13 protein-coding genes and 1 riboswitch are annotated in these 16,315 nt (G+C 66.4%); of the genes, 5 read left to right on the forward strand and 8 right to left on the reverse strand.

Translation table 11 applies throughout. The features are described 5' to 3' along the window. Positions 1–58: 58 nt before the first annotated feature. On the forward strand, positions 59–2,581 hold the full coding sequence (locus DES52_RS19955; RefSeq protein WP_110888591.1) for an acyltransferase family protein: 2,523 nt from the start codon (positions 59–61) through the stop codon (positions 2,579–2,581). A gap of 23 nt (positions 2,582–2,604) precedes the next feature. Here DES52_RS19955 and DES52_RS19960 read toward each other — a convergent pair whose 3' ends face one another. Both DES52_RS19960 and DES52_RS19965 read right to left on the reverse strand, forming a co-directional pair. Then, a complete protein-coding gene (locus DES52_RS19960) occupies positions 2,605–4,392 on the reverse strand; it encodes a glycoside hydrolase 5 family protein (RefSeq protein ID WP_110888592.1) in 1,788 nt (595 codons plus the stop codon). A gap of 57 nt (positions 4,393–4,449) precedes the next feature. After that, positions 4,450–4,533: riboswitch (cyclic di-GMP riboswitch) on the reverse strand. Positions 4,534–4,692: 159 nt separating this feature from the next. After that, positions 4,693–5,376, reverse strand: a complete 684-nt coding sequence (locus tag DES52_RS19965) for an HD domain-containing protein (protein WP_110888605.1) — start codon at positions 5,374–5,376, stop codon at positions 4,693–4,695. Between the two features lie 143 nt (positions 5,377–5,519). Here DES52_RS19965 and DES52_RS19970 point away from each other — a divergent pair, with 143 nt between their 5' ends. After that, the gene (locus tag DES52_RS19970) at positions 5,520–7,304 is read left to right on the forward strand and encodes an ABC transporter ATP-binding protein (protein ID WP_110888593.1); all 1,785 of its coding nucleotides are present in this window, start codon (positions 5,520–5,522) and stop codon (positions 7,302–7,304) included. After that, positions 7,301–9,127, forward strand: coding sequence for an ABC transporter ATP-binding protein (locus tag DES52_RS19975; RefSeq protein WP_245901177.1), 1,827 nt, complete (start codon positions 7,301–7,303; stop codon positions 9,125–9,127). The genes DES52_RS19970 and DES52_RS19975 overlap by 4 nt, the downstream gene beginning before the upstream one ends. 4 nt (positions 9,128–9,131) lie before the next feature. Here the strand turns inward: DES52_RS19975 and DES52_RS19980 are convergent, their stop codons facing one another. After that, entirely contained in the window at positions 9,132–10,073 is a 942-nt protein-coding gene (locus DES52_RS19980) for a GNAT family N-acetyltransferase (protein ID WP_110888594.1), read from the reverse strand. 144 nt (positions 10,074–10,217) lie between these two features. Between DES52_RS19980 and DES52_RS19985 the strand changes: the two genes are divergently transcribed. After that, positions 10,218–10,625, forward strand: a complete 408-nt coding sequence (locus tag DES52_RS19985) for an ester cyclase (RefSeq protein ID WP_110888595.1) — start codon at positions 10,218–10,220, stop codon at positions 10,623–10,625. A gap of 103 nt (positions 10,626–10,728) precedes the next feature. Here the strand turns inward: DES52_RS19985 and DES52_RS19990 are convergent, their stop codons facing one another. Both DES52_RS19990 and DES52_RS19995 read right to left on the reverse strand, forming a co-directional pair. Continuing rightward, positions 10,729–11,808, reverse strand: coding sequence for an LLM class flavin-dependent oxidoreductase (locus DES52_RS19990; protein WP_110888596.1), 1,080 nt, complete (start codon positions 11,806–11,808; stop codon positions 10,729–10,731). A gap of 1 nt (position 11,809) precedes the next feature. After that, the gene (locus tag DES52_RS19995; RefSeq protein ID WP_110888597.1) at positions 11,810–12,307 is read right to left on the reverse strand and encodes a MarR family winged helix-turn-helix transcriptional regulator; all 498 of its coding nucleotides are present in this window, start codon (positions 12,305–12,307) and stop codon (positions 11,810–11,812) included. A gap of 158 nt (positions 12,308–12,465) precedes the next feature. On the opposite strand from DES52_RS19995, the gene DES52_RS20000 reads away from it, so the two are divergent. After that, a complete protein-coding gene (locus tag DES52_RS20000; protein WP_110888598.1) occupies positions 12,466–12,918 on the forward strand; it encodes a DinB family protein in 453 nt (150 codons plus the stop codon). A gap of 249 nt (positions 12,919–13,167) precedes the next feature. Here DES52_RS20000 and DES52_RS20005 read toward each other — a convergent pair whose 3' ends face one another. From DES52_RS20005 to DES52_RS20015, 3 genes are all read right to left on the reverse strand, one after another. Beyond that, positions 13,168–15,237 (reverse strand): ATP-binding protein, encoded by a 2,070-nt coding sequence (locus tag DES52_RS20005; RefSeq protein WP_110888599.1) that lies wholly within the window; start codon positions 15,235–15,237, stop codon positions 13,168–13,170. A gap of 236 nt (positions 15,238–15,473) precedes the next feature. After that, positions 15,474–15,854: a VOC family protein gene (locus tag DES52_RS20010; protein ID WP_110888600.1), complete on the reverse strand. Its 381-nt coding sequence runs from the start codon at positions 15,852–15,854 to the stop codon at positions 15,474–15,476. 188 nt (positions 15,855–16,042) lie between these two features. Then, positions 16,043–16,315: hypothetical protein (locus DES52_RS20015; protein WP_425451136.1), on the reverse strand; the 273-nt coding region annotated here is incomplete at its 5' end.

Raw genomic sequence — 16,315 nt, forward strand, 5'->3', positions numbered from 1 at the left:
TTCGAGCGTGAAGCTTCGATCAGTTCCGTCGCCCGCGCGCGGTTCCTAGGATGAGACTGTGACGACTTCCCCGCAGCCGACGGCAACCTTGCACGCGTTGACGGGCCTTCGCTTCATCGCGGCGGTGCACGTGGTGCTCTACCATTACGGGACGCGCACCTTCGAAGGGCTGCCCGCGTGGATCGTGAACATTCTGCACGCCGGATACGTCGGCGTGACCTTGTTCTTCGTGCTGTCGGGCTTCATCCTGACGTACGTCTACCTCGACGCGGACGCTCGACGAACCGTCGACGCCCGCAAGTTCTGGATCGCGCGCGTCGCCCGCATCTACCCGGTATACCTGCTGGGATTGCTGCTGTGGTTGCCGTTCTTCCTCGGAAAGGCGGGCGGAAACTTCATTTCGCCGCTCACTGCCTGGATCACGGGCGTCACGGCGCCCGTCGCTTTGCAAGCGTGGATTCCCAGCGCGGCTTGCGTGTGGAACTGCCCCTCGTGGTCGGTGTCCGTCGAGGGCTTCTTCTACCTGCTCTTTCCGCTGCTCGTCGCGGTGTTGTATCCGCGTCTGCGCGTCTCCACGCCCGTCTCGTTCGCGCTGACCTTCGTGGGCTTGTGGGCCTTGTCGTTGCTTCCGCCGACGATCTACCTTCTCGCCGAGCGCACGGGCGCCTTTCACGGGCAGTACGAAGTCTGGCTGGCCGCCTTGAAGTTCAATCCGCTCACGCGCCTGCCCGAGTTCCTGATGGGCATCACGCTCGGCAAGTTCTACCTCACGAGGCGCGCCCAAGGTCACACGGACATTCGCGCGGGCACCTTGCTCGGACCGATCGTCGCGTTGCTGATCGTCGTGATCATCGCCGTGAGCCCGCGCTTTCCGTACGTGTACCTGCACAACGGGATGCTCGCCCCGCTGTTCGCCGCGCTGATCTACGCGCTCGCCACGAACCGAGGCGCTCTCACGGCCGCGCTGTCCGTTCCGCTGCTCGTGTTGCTCGGCGAGGCGAGCTACTCGCTGTACGTGTTCCACGCCCCCCTGTGGGACTGGCTGTACAAGTTCGCGAGCGGTGCGGGCCTTCAGACCAACGAGGGCACCAGCTTGCCGTTTCTCGCCGCGTACCTCGCCATCATCGTCGGCGTGTCCGTCTTGGCGTTTCGCTTCATCGAGATCCCGGCGCGCGACGCGCTTCGCAACCTGCTGTCCGGCAAGCCTATTCGCAGCGCTCCGAAGCCGCGTGACGCTTCCGTTCCCGCCGTTCGCTTCAATCCGCGCCGACCGGAGTTCCTCGCCGGAATCCTCGTCGGCCTCGTCGCCGCCGGAGGGTTCTTGCTGCACCCGCTGTTCGCGCGAGCCGAAAAAGTGCGAAGCTCGCTGCCGGTCGCCGCGCCGACCACCGACGAGGTCGGCGCGACCGGCAGCCTGCTCGACCCGGCTCGCCTCGCGCAAGGCGTCGAAGCCGCCGGTTGGCGTCCCGTCGGCGGGCAGTGGACCGTCAGCGACGGATCGGTCGTACAGAAGCAAACGCAAGGCTACGACCTCAACCTCGTGTCGAGCGGCGTGTACGACGCGCCGTACGTGTTTCGCGTCGCCTTCCGGCTGCTGAGCGGAAACGGGGGAGGCGTCATCTTCAACGCGCCGAACGCGGACTCCAAGAACGGCGCGCAACTCGTTCGCTACACCGACGACGGCAGCGGGATCTTCTGGGGCCGCTTCGACGCGAGCGGAAAGTTCACCGGGGACGGCTTCGCGCAGACGCTGCCGCCCGAGAAGGCGGGACGGCACGTCCTCGAACTTCGCGTGGCCGAGTCGACGTACGGCATCGTCCTCGACGGGCGTGAACTCGTCGCGAACGCGCCGCTGCGCTCGCCGTCGGGTCACATCGGCCTGCAAACCTCCGTGAGCTCCGTCGCCTTCGACTCGGCGGAAGTCGTCAAGGAAGGAATCTCCAAGGCCCAGTCCGTCGCGACTCCCGACGCCTCCGGGAAGAAGGCGCCCGCTCGGCCTGATACGTCGGCGTCGACCGAGACGCCCGGCACCTCTACCGCCGACACCTTCCGGGAGACGTTCGCCGCCGCGCCCGACAAGGCAGGCTGGTCGGTCCTCGGCGGCACGTGGGCCTTGAAGGACGGCGCGTTCGTCGAGACCACCGAGAAAGGCTTCGATCAAGTCCTGCGGCTCGACAAAGTGTTCACCGCTCCCTTCACGTTCTCGACGACCTTCCGAAACCTCACCGGAAACGGCGGCGGCGTGGTCTTCGGCGCGTCGGACAGCACGGATCGCTCTGGACGCCATCAAGTTCGCTTCAGCGACGACGGCACCGCGCTGTTCTGGGGATACTTCGACGCGAACGGCGACTTCGTCGGGCAAGGCTCGGCGAAGACGCAAGCTCCGGGAACGGCGCCTCACATCCTGCGCGTCGACACGACGCCGAAGACGTACAGCCTCGCGCTCGACGGTACGAACGTGGCACGCGACGTGCCGCTTCGAACGCCGTCGGGCCGCGTCGGCTTGCAAAGCTCGGCGGGCACCGCGCGTTTCGAAGCCGTCGAAGTCACGCCGGGCAAGGCGACCGCGTCCTCTCCTTGAAGAAGGGCGCGGTCGCCGCGACGTCAGTAAGTCGCTTTCGCCGCGCCGAGCGCGCGCGCTTCGAGCAACTCGACGGGTGAGGACGAGGCGGCGGCCATCAACCGCCACGTGCCCGACACCTCGGAACTCGTCAGCTTCATCGTGTACGGCGACTTGCCGCTCAGGCCGTAGAAGTTCAGCGTCGTTCCGTCGAGCGTAAAGGTCAAGGCGCTTCGATCGACCTTGATGCCCATCGTGCCGAGCGCCGTTCCGAGCCCCGCGTCGGAACGCGTGCGCGCCATCTCGACGTTGTTGACGAACAAGCGCCACAAGCGGTTGGACTCTTCACGCCGCACTTGAATCTCGCGTCCGCTCGTCGCGTTCACCACCCCGATGGCGAGACCGTCGCTCGTCGGTACGTTCACTTGCCGGAAGCGCAGCGAAAACGTCACCGAACCCGAGTATCGCAAGGGCGCCGTGAAGTAAGATCCGCCCGCGTCGAGATTCACGCCGGCCGGGAGGGGCGTCGTGCCGTCGATGCCGTTCACCTTACCGAGCGTCGCGCGTCCGTCGTACAGCGACACGGGCGCTTCGCCGTTCGTGCCGTACTGATTCGTGAACGCCCGCGCGAAGGACGTGCTCGCAGGACGAGGCGCGCCGTTCTCGTCGATGAGGCCGAAAGGATTGCGGTACGACGTGGGGGCGGGGTCGAACGCCGCCCACGCGATGAGCCCCTCGAAGCCGAACTTCTCGGCCCAGTACACGCTTTCCTCGACGGCTCGTTTTTGCATCTCGGGCGTGCTCGGCGTGCTGGGCCGCGTTCCGACGGGCAGATTCCACTGCACGTTCGGGACGATCATGCCGTTGTCGTCGTCGCGCGCGGGCCAGCCGAGTTCGGACAGCACGACGGGTTTGCGCTGCGTGTTGTTGTCCTGGATGTAGCGGAAGATGGTGGCGGGCACCGCGTACGGCCAAAAGCCGTTGTCCGCCCACAGGTAGCTGTTGAACGTCAAGGCGTCGGACAGTTCGTAGATGCTGCGGCTTCCCTCGGGCGCGTCCGGAAACGACTTGAAGGTGTTGTCGAACGCGGCGGAGTTGACGTACACCTGCAAGTCCGGGGCTTCCTGCCGAATCGCCGCCTTGAGCTTGCCCATCCAAGTGAGGATGCGCGTCGCGGTCGTCGCGTCCGCCCACGCTCCGAAGCCGTCGGGCTCGTTCTTGAGGTTGACGCCGCGCACGTTGGGCTTCGTGCGAAGCAGACGGACCAGCCAGCGCGTGTACGCCTCGTGGTACGGGTAATTCGATTCGAGCGTGTCCCAGTTGAATCCGCCGTGCTCGTTGGTTTCCTCTTCCATGAACAGCGTCGGCAGAACGTCGAGGCCTTCGCTGGCGGCGATGTCGATGAAGCGGCCCACCGTGGCGAGGCGCGCGTCGTTGAAGTGCCCTTGACCGTCGGTGAAGCCCAGCGTGCCGAGGTTGCGGTACTCGACGTCGTAGAAGAGGAATACGCGAACGGTGTTGATGCCGAGGTCGCGCTTCATCTGCTGCAAGTCGGCGCGGATGTCGCTCTCGGTGAGGCGGCCGTCCTCGAACTCGGGCCACCACATGGGATTCACGGCCTTGCGCGGCCAGTACATGCTGCCCTTGAGCTTGGCACCGGACGTCGTGAGGCCCGTCGCGACCACGCGCCGCGCGTTCGGCGCGGCGGTCGAGCCGTTTCCGGAGGAGGTCGAGGGGAGAGGCGTCGGAAGACGCGTGCACGAGGCGAGGATCAATGCCGTACTGAGAAGCGCGAAGACTCGGGTCGAACGGCGGCGGTGAAGTTGATGCATGAGAAGCCGATTCCCTTTCGGTTGCCTACTGGCGCGGAAGGCATAAAAAGCGAGAAGAACTGCGAGGTCGGTCGCACCACTGGCTCCCCCTGCTCGAGGTGCCCGGATTACAGAGCAGGGTTCAAAGCCTCCTGCGCGGTTTCGCGCGCGAGGAAAACGACAAGCGTTGTGTTAACACTATATGAATTGGATGTGCAATCGTGATGAGGAACATCATTTAGAATTGCTCAGAAGGTTCTATACACGTTTCTCACTTAAAGAAACGTTGCTCTCCTGAGCGACAGCCTCGCGAGAAAGAAGTCAAAGTCGTGTCGGGTCGAAGTCGCGCGACTTCACACGCGAACTTCCCGCCGCGTGCTGAAGCGCGTCCACCGTGCGGCGAAGCTCGCGAATCAGCGCGACCAAGCCACGGCGCTCCCGCACGTCCTCGTCTTGCGCGCGACGCTCGAACGTCTCGGCGAGTCGCTCGTAATACCACAGCGTGCCCGAACGTCCCGCCGTGAACCGCTCGAACACGGTCTCACCGACGTCGCTCGTCAGGAAGTCCAGCAGGATCGCCCGCACGTTGTACAGCTTGTCGGCGCCCGACACCAGAAGCGTCGAGGCGTCCTTGAGGGCCAAGCGATCCAGGTACGCCACCTTGCGCTCGGCCCACGGCGCCTTCACGCCACGCTCGTCGGGCGCCGCGTCCGTGCAACCCCACATGAGACGCGCGACCTCGTCGCCGAACGACTCCTCGATTTCGCCGGCGATGTCGAGCGCGCTGCGCCCCGTGTTCGTCGGGCCGTCCTCCAGCGCGTCGTGCAGCAGGCCCGCGATCGCCTCGTCCTCCGAACCGCCGAACTCCAGCACGAGGCTCGTCACGCCCAGCAGGTGCGCGACGTACGGCGTACCGCTGCCCTTGCGGGTCTGCACGGCATGCAGGCGCGCGGCGAACACGAGGGCCGACTCGAAGCGGGGCGACAAGGACGGGGAAGAGGTCATGCACCGACCGTACCACGACCGCCAAAGGTCGGCGTCGCCGTTCGCGCCCCGCTCGGCGCCTTCGAACGGTGAACGTGCCCGCATCCGTCTTCGACACGCCTCCAGCCCACCTGTGCGAAACTGCCTTCTCGAATGAGGTCGACATGCTGCAAGTCCTGACCGAACTCGCGCCCTACCTGCGACGCCACACTCGTCAGTACGTGATAGGCGCGGTCGCGGTCGTCCTGACCGCCTTTTTCGTCACCCTTTCTCCTCGCGTGCTCGCTCGCGCCATCGACGCGGTCCGCAGCGGCCAAGCCGACACGGCCACCTTGACACGCTTCGCCGCCACGCTCGGCGCGATCGCCCTCGGCGCGGCGTGCTTCAACTTGCTGCAACGACGGCAGATGATCGTCGCGTCACGGCAAATCGAGACGGAGTTGCGCGACGACCTGTTCACGCACCTCACCACCCTGGACCGCCGCTTCTACGACCGTTCGCGCACGGGCGACCTCATGAACCTCCTCGCGAGCGACCTCTCGACGGTGCGCGAAGTGCTGGGTCCGGGCCTCAACATGGGAAGCCGCGTGACCCTCATCGCTGTCGGCGCCCTCGTGGGGATGTTCACCTTGCAACCGTTGCTCGGAACCCTCGTCGCCGTCGCCGCGCCCGTCATGGTGAGCGCGGCGGCGTTGCTGCGCCGCCGCGTCGCGGCCCGCTTTCAAGCGTCCCAAGCGCAACTGTCCGACATCGCGGCGCGCACCCAGGAAAACTTTGCGGGCGCGCGCCTCGTACGCGGATACGCCCTCGAACAGCGGGAACTCGAGGTCTTCGAGGCGCTCAACGAGCAGTACGTACGGCTGAACTTGTCGCTCGCGCGCGTCGAGGCCGCCTTGCCCGCCGTGATGAGCTTGCTGATGGCCGCCGCGTGGCTGACGATTCTTCTGATCGGCGGCCGCCTCGTGATCTTCGGGGCGGGCCTCACGGTCGGCGAGTACGTGGCGTTCACGACGTACCTCGCGCTTCTCGCGGGGCCCGTCGTCGACATCGGCCGCATGCTCAACATCTACCAGCGGGGCGCCACCTCGTGGAGCCGCTTGCAGCGTCTGCTGCTCGAACGTCCGCGCGTCGCCGACTCGGGCCGGACCGACCCCTCGGTGTCGGAATTGCGCGGCGACTTGGAATTTCGCGACGTCACGCTGCAAATCGGCGGCGTGACGCTGCTGTCGCACGTGAACTTGCGGGTGCAAAGCGGCACGAGCGTCGGGATCACGGGCCGCACGGGCGCCGGGAAGAGCTTGCTCGCCGCGCTCGTCGCGCGGCAATTCGATCCCACCGAGGGCCGCGTGCTCATCGATGGGCACGACGCGCGCGCCCTTCCCCTCTCCGTGCTGCGCGAACACATCGGCTTCGTGCCTCAAGAGCCGTTCTTGTTCTCGGACACGCTCGCGCAGAACATCGCGTTCGGCCTCGCCGAGACGCGTGACCCGACCGGACCGCGCGTGGCGCCGCCGGGCCGCGTCCAAGAAGCCGCTCGGCTCGCCGTGCTCGACGCGGACGTCCAGACCTTTCCGAATCGGTACGACACGATGCTCGGCGAGCGCGGCGTGACCCTCTCGGGCGGGCAACGCCAGCGCACGGCCATCGCTCGGGCGTTGGCGCGCGAGCCGCGCATCCTCGTACTCGACGACGCCTTGTCCGCCGTGGACAGCCACACCGAGCGCGCGTTGCTCGGCAACTTGCGGGGCGTGATGCGCGGGCGAACCGTCCTCGTGGTGTCGCACCGCGTGTCCGCCCTGAGAGACCTCGACCAGATCGTGGTGCTCGACGGCGGACGCGTCGTGGGGCGAGGCACGCACGACGAATTGATGGCGGCGGGCGGCTTGTACACGGACTTGGTGCGGCGGCAACGCGCGGACGACTCGCACGACGCGGGGGAGAACTCGTGACCGCCACGCCCGCGCCCGCTCCGACGGCGTCCGAAGCGCACCTGCGCGCCCGACTGCTGATCTTCGCCAAGCCGTACTGGCGCGTCGCCGCGCTCGCGCTCGTCACGATGCTGACCTTCGCGCTCGTCGACACCGCTCTCGTGAGCGTGCTGCGTCGAGCGGTCGACGAGGCGCTCGCTCCGATCGGCGCGTTTCGCGACCTCACGCCCGCTCGGCGTTACGACCGCCTGCTCGGCCTCGCCGAAGTGTACGGGTCGCTCGCCCTCGCCGCCTTCGGACTGCGGTACGGTCAAATGTACGTTTTGACGCAACTCGGACAACTCGTCGTGCGTGACTTGCGCCGCGCGCTCTTCGCGAAGTTCCAGCGCCTGCCGCTCGCCTACTTCGACCGCAACCCCGTGGGGCGCCTCATGACGCGCGTCACCTCCGACGTGGACGCCATCCAGCAATTCCTGACGCAAGGACTCGTCGGGCTCGCGCAAGACGCGCTGCTGCTGCTCGTGTTCGCCACGGCGATGCTCGTGTACGACTGGCGCCTCGCGCTCGTCGCGTTCGGCGCGCTGCCCGTGATGGTTCTCGTTACGAGTTGGCTGCGCGGCCACATGCGAACGGCCTTTCGCGAAACGCGCACGCGCCAAGCCATCGTCAACGCCAACCTCGCCGAGAACATCTCCGGGATGAGCACCGTGCAACTCTTCGGCCGCGAAGCTCGGCATCGCCACGACTTCGGACTTCTCAACGCGAGCTTGCTGAGCGCGAATCTCGACACCATCAAGTGGTACAGCTTGTTCTACCCGACCGTCGCGCTCATCGCGGAACTCGGCCTCGCGTTGACGCTTTGGTACGGAGGGCTGCGCACCTTGGAAGGCGCGGTCACCATCGGCACGCTCGTCGCGATGATGGAGTTGCTGCGCCGCCTGCTCGTGCCTCTGCAAGACCTCGCCGACAAGTTCAACATTTTGCAAGCCGCCATGGCGAGCGCCGAGCGCATCTTCGAAGTGCTCGACGAACCCGAGACGCTGCCCGACTCGCCGCGGCCACGTCCCCTTCGGCATCTCGCGGGTCGCGTGGATTTCGAAGACGTGTGGTTCTCGTACCATCCGTCCGGCCAAGACGTCCCGGACGACGCTTGGGTGTTGCGCGAACTCGACTTGCACATCCAGCCGGGCGAGAGCGTCGCCCTCGTCGGCGCCACGGGCGCGGGCAAGACGAGCGTCATCAGCCTCGTCAGTCGCTTCTACGACGTGCAGCGCGGCACCGTGAAGGTCGACGGCGTGGACGTGCGCGACTACGCTCAGCGGGACTTGCGGCGGCACGTCGGCGTGGTGCTGCAAGACGTCTTCTTGTTCACGGGAACGATCCTGAGCAACTTGACCCTCGGCGACGAGCGCTTGTCACGCGACCGCGTGATCGAAGTGTGCCGCTTCGTCGGGGCGCACGACTTCATCGTGGAGTTGGCCAACGGATACGACACGCCCGTGCAAGAGCGCGGCGCGACCCTCTCGACGGGACAAAAGCAACTCTTGGCCTTCGCGCGCGCCCTCCTGCAAAACCCGGACGTGATCCTCGTGCTGGACGAAGCGACCGCCAACATCGACACCGAAACCGAGCAGCGTCTGCAAGAAGCGCTTGAGAAGCTGATGATGGGCCGAACGAGCATCATCATCGCGCACCGCTTGTCCACCATCGAGCATGTCGACCGCATCGTGGTGATGCGCGCGGGACGCGTCGTGGAGCAAGGTCGCCACGCGGAACTCCTCGCGCGCAACGGCGAGTACGCACGCTTGCACGCCGATCAGCGTCGGCGCGTCGAGGAGGCTTGAACGCTCAAGGGATTTCGAGCGCTACCGTGAAGAAGCCCGGCCTCGGCTGATACCCGAGGCGCCGATTCAACGCGAGAATCGGTGCGTTCAGGGAGTTGTTGTTCGTTCGTACGCGCGGCAACCCCCGAGTTCTCGCCGAACGAATGACGAGCAACTTCACCGCCAAGGCGAGATGCCGCCCTCGGTACGCTCGGTCGACGCCCGTGAAAGCGTTGGTACCCTCGCCGATGTCGTCGTGCACGCCCAGCGCGCCCAACGCCACGTAGCGCTCGCCGTCCACCGCCAAGAACTGCCCGTCGGCGCGAAACCAATGCGCGTCGAACACGTGACGACAAAACTCCTCGTACGGCGCGAAGGTCCCGTCCGCGTCGGGTACATCCAGGGCCGCCGCGCGATTGAGGTCGTACAAGCGCCGCTTGTTCGCCTCGGTCATGCCCTCGTCCGCGAGAGTGGTGAAGCGAACGCCGCTCGCTTCGAGCGAAGGAATAACGTTCGCGAAGGGCGCGTCGTCGAACGTCTCGACGTCCAGCACGGATTCGAACGTGTGGAAGGCCACGTCGAAGCCGAACGAGCGCGCGAACGCGAGGTCCCTCGCCTCGTCGTCACGCACCGAGGTCGTGACGCTCGTCGCCTCGTGGGCTCGACAAAAGGCGAGGGCGTCGTTCAACAAGGCGCGTCCCACGCCGCGCCGCCGCGCGGGCGGATCGACGACGACTCGGACGAAGAAATGCCCCGGTCGGTCCCAAGGATCGTATCCCGCGTGCCCGTACCCGAGAAGGCGGCCCGTGGCGTCTTGCGCGACCACACGATGCACGAGGCCGCCCGCAGGAGGGGAGACGTGCGTTTCTCGCAGCCGTTCGACCGTCGGCGGAATGGTGAAGAACCGGGAAGCGATGTCGACCACGCGCGGGTAGTCGACGTTGGGATCGATCGGACGAATGCGCACGAGTCCTCCTGACGTGACGTCAGCTTACGAACTCGCTTCGTGCGCGACATGCCGAAAATGACTTAGATCGGGCGGCGCCGATTCGGTCGCGTGAACGCCCAGGGGCATTGGCAAAGCGGCAACGGGACCGGACAATGACGCAACATGACTTCAAGCAACGAAGCCGAGCTGAACATGCGCGTCGCCCGCCAATTCCTCGATGAAGTGTGGACGCAGGGCAACTACGAGAACCTTCGCGCCCTGGTCGCCCCCCGCCACGTGCATCACTTCACCACCTTCGACGTTCATGGCCCCGAAGGCGTTCGAGAGTTCGTCCGAGGCTTCAAAGAGGCGTTTCCTGACGCGTCGTTCCACGTCGTGGACATCTTCGCGAGCGCCGACCGCGTCGCCGTTCGCGCCAGCGTCCAAGCGACGCACGCGGAGACCGGCAAGCGCGTTTCGTACCACGTCATCGACATCTTCCGCTTCGAAGACGGGCGGCTCGTCGAGCGGTGGGGAGAGCTGGACACGGCGCACCTGACGAGCCAACTTCAAGCGCCCGCGCCGAAGTGACGACGCCCTCTCCGAGCAGCGACTCGGCGCTCGGAGAGGGCGCCGTGTCGAGTTCACCTTCAGGCACGAGCATTCGGAGAGGCGTGGAACCAGGTTTCGACCTTCAGCGTGCCTGGAGCGCTCCGCGCGTCGTGTCGCGCTCGTGCGCGGGTTGCCAGCCCAGGGCGGGCGCGACGTGCCGAGCGATGGTCTCCAGCATTCGCGCGTTGTACTCCACGCCAAGCTGGTTGGGCACCGTGAGCAGCAGCGTGTCCGCCGCTTGGACGGCCGCGTCTCGAGCGAGTTCCTCGGCGATCTCGTCGGGCGCGCCGGTGTAGCTGCGGCCGAAACGGGCGCGCACGCCTTCGAGCAGTCCGACTTGATCGTTGTCGTCGCGCCCGCCGAACAGCAAGCGGTCGAAGTCGTCCGTGACGGGCAACACGCTGCGACTTACCGACACGCGCGGCTCGCCCGCGTGACCGGAACGGCGCCACGCGTCTCGGAACAAGGCGATCTGCTCGGCTTGCAGCTCGTCGAAGGGCACGCCCGTGTCCTCGCTGAGCAGCGTGGACGACATCAAGTGCATGCCTTGCTCGCCCGCCCACTCGGCGGTCTGACGCGTGCCCGCACCCCACCAGATGCGCTGCCGAAGGCCCGCCGACTGCGGTTGAACGGCCAGCATCGCCACGGAGGGCGCGCCGCCTCGGTCGGCGTGGACGACGGGCGTCGCACTGATAGCGGCGCGGAACTGCTCGGTCTTGACGCGGGCGTAGTCGCCGGGAGCCTGACCCGGCGCGGGCGTGTGCCCGAACGCTTCGTACCCTCGGTAGGCGGACTCGGGAGATCCACGGCTCACGCCGATTTGAAGTCGGCCGTCGCTGAGCAAATCGGTGATGGCGGCTTGCTCGGCGAGGGCGAGGGGATTCTCGTAGCGCATGTCGATGACGGCCGTCCCGAGTTCGACGCGTTCGGTGCGGGCGGCCATGGCGGCGAGGAGGGGAAAGGGGGTGGAGAGGCTCTTGCCGAAGTGGTGGACGCGAAGGTAGGCGCCGTCCAATCCGATGCGCTCGGCTTCGACGGCGAGGTCCACGGTTTGCTTCAGAGCGTCGGCGGCGGTCGGAGTGCGGGAGCCGCCCGTGGCGTGCCAGTGGCCGAAGGTGAGAAAGCCGATGCGCTTGGGATGAGTGGGGGACGTGGCGTGCATGTCAGACCTCGATCAAGGGTGCGTGGGGACTCGTGGCGTTGTCGTGCGCACTGGACGGGGCGCTCGTGGCTTTGCGAAGCAGGGCCGTGAGTTGCCGCTGCTCTTCGGGCGTGAGGTGGGCGAACTGCCGCGTGTGAAGGGCCTTGAGGCTGACGACGGCGTCGTGGACGACTTGGCGGCCACGGGGAGTGAGGTGCAGGTGGTTGCAGCGCTTGGTGACGTGACGTTCGATGAGGTGTTGCCCTTCGAGCTTCGTGAGCTGGTACGTGACGTTGCCCTTGGTGACGAGGAGTCGCCCGGCGAGCTCTTGCTGGGTGAGCCCGGACCGAGCGTCGATGTGAGCGAGGACGTCGAACTCCATGACGGTGAGACCGTGGTCGAGAAGCGTGGCTTCGATTTCTTGGAGGGCGTGGTGGTAGGTGCGTGCCAAGAGCGTCCACACGAGGAGGGCGCGTCGTTCGGCGCGTGAGTCGTGTCGGGTCGTGCTCTCCTCGCCCATATGTTTAAATTTAAACACATTGGAAGAAAAGGCAATGTGACACGAGGACCGCTCCCTCCTTGTGACAAGAGAGACACGTTTTCTCGGGCCCCACCCGACGCTTCGGAACGCGCATGAGGTTGTAGACGATGAGTTAAGGTACTCGTGGAGGTACGACCATGCCGTACGCCGTAGAGGACTATGTGCAAATGTTCCGCAGGCACCGCGACGCGCTCGTCGACTTGCTCGAGCGCCTTCCCGACGAGTCGGGCGACACCACCTTCTGGGAAGGCGGAATGAGCATCACGCAACTGGTAGACCATCTGTACTCGACCAGCGTGGGCGTCGTGGACCTGCTCTCCGGTCGACCCTGGGGAAAGCAATCTCCCTCCCCTTCGCTGAACGCGGCGGTGGCACGGCTTCGCGACCACACCCCGGTCGTCGTCGAGGCGCTCTCGTCGTTGAGCGACGACGATCTTCAGAGCGAGCGGACGGTCTTCGGAGGAGCGCGATGGCCGACGTACCAGCTCATCGATTTCCACCGTGAGCACGAGGTTCACCACAAGGGACAGCTTTGGTTGATGGCGCGAGCCGTCGAGGTCGAGCCACCGTTCTTCGTTCGCATGCCCTGACCTTCCCGGCCGCCTGACCTGTGGGTGCTAGCAGAAGCGAACCTTCAGAACGCTTCGACTTCGGTGCGAGGATCGGCTGAATCCGTGATCTCGGTGGTCCGACAACACGACGAGCTTAGCGAAACTCGTCGTGCTCGGCCCGCCGCACGGTCGTCACGTTTTCAGCGAGCGCCTCCGAGCGCGCCGGGGAAGCCGCGTCTCACCCTCGTTCAATGCACGGACGACGTGATTGCGACACCGCCCCGAGCATCACCGTGCCGCCGCCGTCTCCCGAATGGACGCGGCGCGCTCGAAGGCTTGACGGGCTCGCACCGCCTCGCCCTGCGCCTCGAACACCTCGGCGGCCAAGCGGAAGAAGCGCTCGGCGTCGGCGAGTTGGTAAACGGCGAGGGCGTCCTCGCCCGCCCGTAGCCACCACTCTCCCGCGAGGTTCGGCTTGGTCCCCGCCTGCCAATGGTGCGCGATTCGCGCGCTGGGTCCGCCCGAACGCTCCAGGACGCGCGCGGCGCTGCGGTGCAGCAGCGCGCGCACGGTGCCGGGAATGCCCGCCTCGACCGCCTCGTAGATGAGGTCGTGAGAGAAGCGCGCACCTTGAACGATCTGAGCCGCCTCGAGCTCCTCCCACGCCTCCGCCACGCTCATCAGGGGCGCCCCGAGCGTCTCGGCGACCTGCTCCACGTCGAAGTCGCTTTGCAGCACCGCTGCGGCCCGCGCCGCTTGCAACGCCGGGGCAGAGAGACGCTCGAGCCGCTTCGAGAGCAACTCGCCGACCTTCTTGGGAGGCGGCAAGCGCTCGGGAAACGCGGCGCCGAGTCGGTCGGTCTCGATGAGGTGCTTGACGGTCTCAAGCAAAAAGAGCGGATTGCCGCCCGCGTACCGCGCCGCGCCGCGCCGCACGGAGGCGCTCGCGGGCACTCCGAGCGAACTCAGCAACTCGTCCGAATGGGCGTCCCCGAGAGGCTCCAACTCGATCATGACGGCTTGGCCCGCCTCGAGTTGGGCGCGCACGATGGCCTCGGCGCCCGGCGAAAGCTCGCCTTTGCGAAAGGTACAGATCGGCGGAGCGATGTGCTGCGACTCGCCCGACACGCTGCCGTTGCCGTACATGTAGGCGCCGTCCTCCAGCGAGGCTTCGTCGAAGTACTGAAAATCGTCGATGACGTGCACTTGATGGCCGCTCGTGAGAAGCCGCAAGAACTCCGTCATCGCCTGGTGGAAACGCAGTAGGTCGACCTCGTTCGAGATCGGCGGCGCCTCGAAGCCTTGCTCCACGAACTCCGGAAAGTAGCGCGCCATCTCGCGCTTGACCCAGTCGGGAACCTCGACGCCGGGCGCGCGCGCGTAGAGGTTGTGGAACGCCCGAACCGACGAGGACTTCGGATAGCGCGCGTCACCGGGCCGCCCCTGATTCACCATGAATTCGCCCTTGCTCGCGGCGAAGTCCAGCGCGAGGCGCGTCTTGCCAACGCCCGGTGCGCCCGCCAAGTACGCCACCTTGCCCGCGCGCCACGCCTCGTCCAACAGTGCCCACTCGCGCTCGCGACCCACGAGAACCGGTGGGCGCAGCACCGTCACCGGCAGGATCGTCGCGCCTCTCGAAGGTGCGACCGAGGGCACGCGGTTCGCTTCGATGAGCCGCGCGAGTTCGGTCGTGTCCGGCAGTGGTGAGACGCCGAGCTCCTCGCGCAGAACCTCCTCGCACTTGTGGTACGCCTTGAGGGCGGCGGGTCGGTCGCCGCGCAGGTAGTGCAGCCGCATCACGCTTCGCCACGCCTCCTCCGAGACAACGTCGAGGTCGAGAAGCGCGACTGCGCGCGTGAGCGCCTCGTCGTACTCGCCCTCCGCTTCGAGCCGCCTCACTTCGGCGCGCAGCGCGATGCGTCGCCACTCGCGCGAGCGTTCGCGCTGCGCCTCCACCCACTCGTCGAGGTCGGGAACGTCGTCGTAGGTCAGGCCTTGCAGCACCTCGCCTCCGAAGCGCGTGAACTCGCCGTACTCACCACGTAGGAAAATCTCGCGGGCCGTGAGGGCGTCAACGGTGAAGTCCTTGGCGAGCGCGAGAATCTCACCGCCTGTCACGAGGTCGGCGCCCGTGGCCGCCTTGAGCTTGCGAAGCAAATGCACGAGGTTGTTCCTCGCCGCCGCCTCCCGCGTTCCGGGCCACAAGATCTCCGAGAGCCGCGCGCGCCGCGTCGGCCCTTCGAGGGCGAGGTACGCCAGCAACGCCGCCGTCTTGCGCTCGAGCGGCAAGCCGAGCTCGTGGGCCGATTCGAGGTGAGCGGTCCCGAGCATCCGAAGGTGCCAAGAGGGCGCGGTCATGGAAGTTCGCTCATCGTAGCAAAAGCAACACGCGCTTCAGCTGAGAGGACGGGTCCGAGGAGGGTCGCGGCGGTACTCTCCGGACGAAACCCCGAGAAGAGACGATGGGAGCAACGTCGGCGCCGACCGAGGGGCCGAGTCACCACGAAGCGTCTCGCGCGACGAACGCCGATGCATCACGAATGGTCCCGAGAGCATCCATGGTGAACGGCCGTGGACGAACGCGAAGCGGCGCATCATGGCTCCTCGTGAGCCTCGCCGTGTCGAGCGCCCTTGTGCACGACGCAGAAGCGATTGCCATCCGGATCTTCCAGCACGACGTAATCCGCGCTGGGCTTGTACCGCCAGTCCACCCGCTTGGCTCCAATCGCGACGAGTCGCGTCACTTCCGCCTCCTGATCAGGCGTGTAGAGGTCGAGGTGATGACGACGGTGCGTCGACGCTTCCGAGGTGACGAGCTTGATCGCGAGTTGTGGGCCGTGACCGTCCAGCGGGACCAGCACCGCCCAGTCGTCGGACGGGGCTTCGCGCGGGCGGTACCGCAGGGCCTGGGTCCAGAAGGCGACGGCGCGCGGCACATCTCGTACGCCCCACACGATCGAGCCGATTTCGAGCATGCTGACAGCATAGGCTCGAACGTCGGTCCGAAGAGAGCTTCCCCGCGTTCAGGAGAAGGCAGAGTGTTCGAGGCACGGCAGGCGTCGAAGCGGAGGTTGTATCACCGCAATGTCACCTGCGAGCTTGGGAAAGTACGACAAGACAAAACGTCAGGAGCGCTTGCCCCTGACGTTCCACCCTGCGTCGATCAGCGACGAGGACCGTCGGTGGGACCGCCGAGGTGCACTTCGCGTCGATTGTCACGACGAGGAATCAAGCCTGCCAAGCCCAGCAAGCCGAGCAGGCCCCACGGAAAGCCATTGGTTTCCTCGGCGTCTTCCAGGGTGCCTTGCTCGCCGACCCCGGCGTCACTGGAATTCGGGTCGGTCGTTCCGGTCGTGTCGGTCGTTCCGGTCGTGGTGTCGGTCGTGGTGCCGGTATCGTCGGTTTGAGCAAACGCAGGCATCGGCAAGGCGACCAG

The sequence above is a fragment of the Deinococcus yavapaiensis KR-236 genome, from assembly GCF_003217515.1.
In the GTDB taxonomy this organism is placed as follows: domain Bacteria; phylum Deinococcota; class Deinococci; order Deinococcales; family Deinococcaceae; genus Deinococcus_A; species Deinococcus_A yavapaiensis.

Coding starts and splice junctions, on each gene's coding strand:
- DES52_RS19960 (WP_110888592.1), bottom strand. CDS start 4,392: ATGCATCAACTTCACCGCCGCCGTTCGACCCGAGTCTTCGCGCTTCTC.
- DES52_RS19965 (WP_110888605.1), bottom strand. CDS start 5,376: ATGACCTCTTCCCCGTCCTTGTCGCCCCGCTTCGAGTCGGCCCTCGTG.
- DES52_RS19970 (WP_110888593.1), top strand. CDS start 5,520: ATGCTGCAAGTCCTGACCGAACTCGCGCCCTACCTGCGACGCCACACT.
- DES52_RS19985 (WP_110888595.1), top strand. CDS start 10,218: ATGACTTCAAGCAACGAAGCCGAGCTGAACATGCGCGTCGCCCGCCAA.
- DES52_RS19990 (WP_110888596.1), bottom strand. CDS start 11,808: ATGCACGCCACGTCCCCCACTCATCCCAAGCGCATCGGCTTTCTCACC.
- DES52_RS19995 (WP_110888597.1), bottom strand. CDS start 12,307: ATGGGCGAGGAGAGCACGACCCGACACGACTCACGCGCCGAACGACGC.
- DES52_RS20000 (WP_110888598.1), top strand. CDS start 12,466: ATGCCGTACGCCGTAGAGGACTATGTGCAAATGTTCCGCAGGCACCGC.
- DES52_RS20005 (WP_110888599.1), bottom strand. CDS start 15,237: ATGACCGCGCCCTCTTGGCACCTTCGGATGCTCGGGACCGCTCACCTC.
- DES52_RS20010 (WP_110888600.1), bottom strand. CDS start 15,854: ATGCTCGAAATCGGCTCGATCGTGTGGGGCGTACGAGATGTGCCGCGC.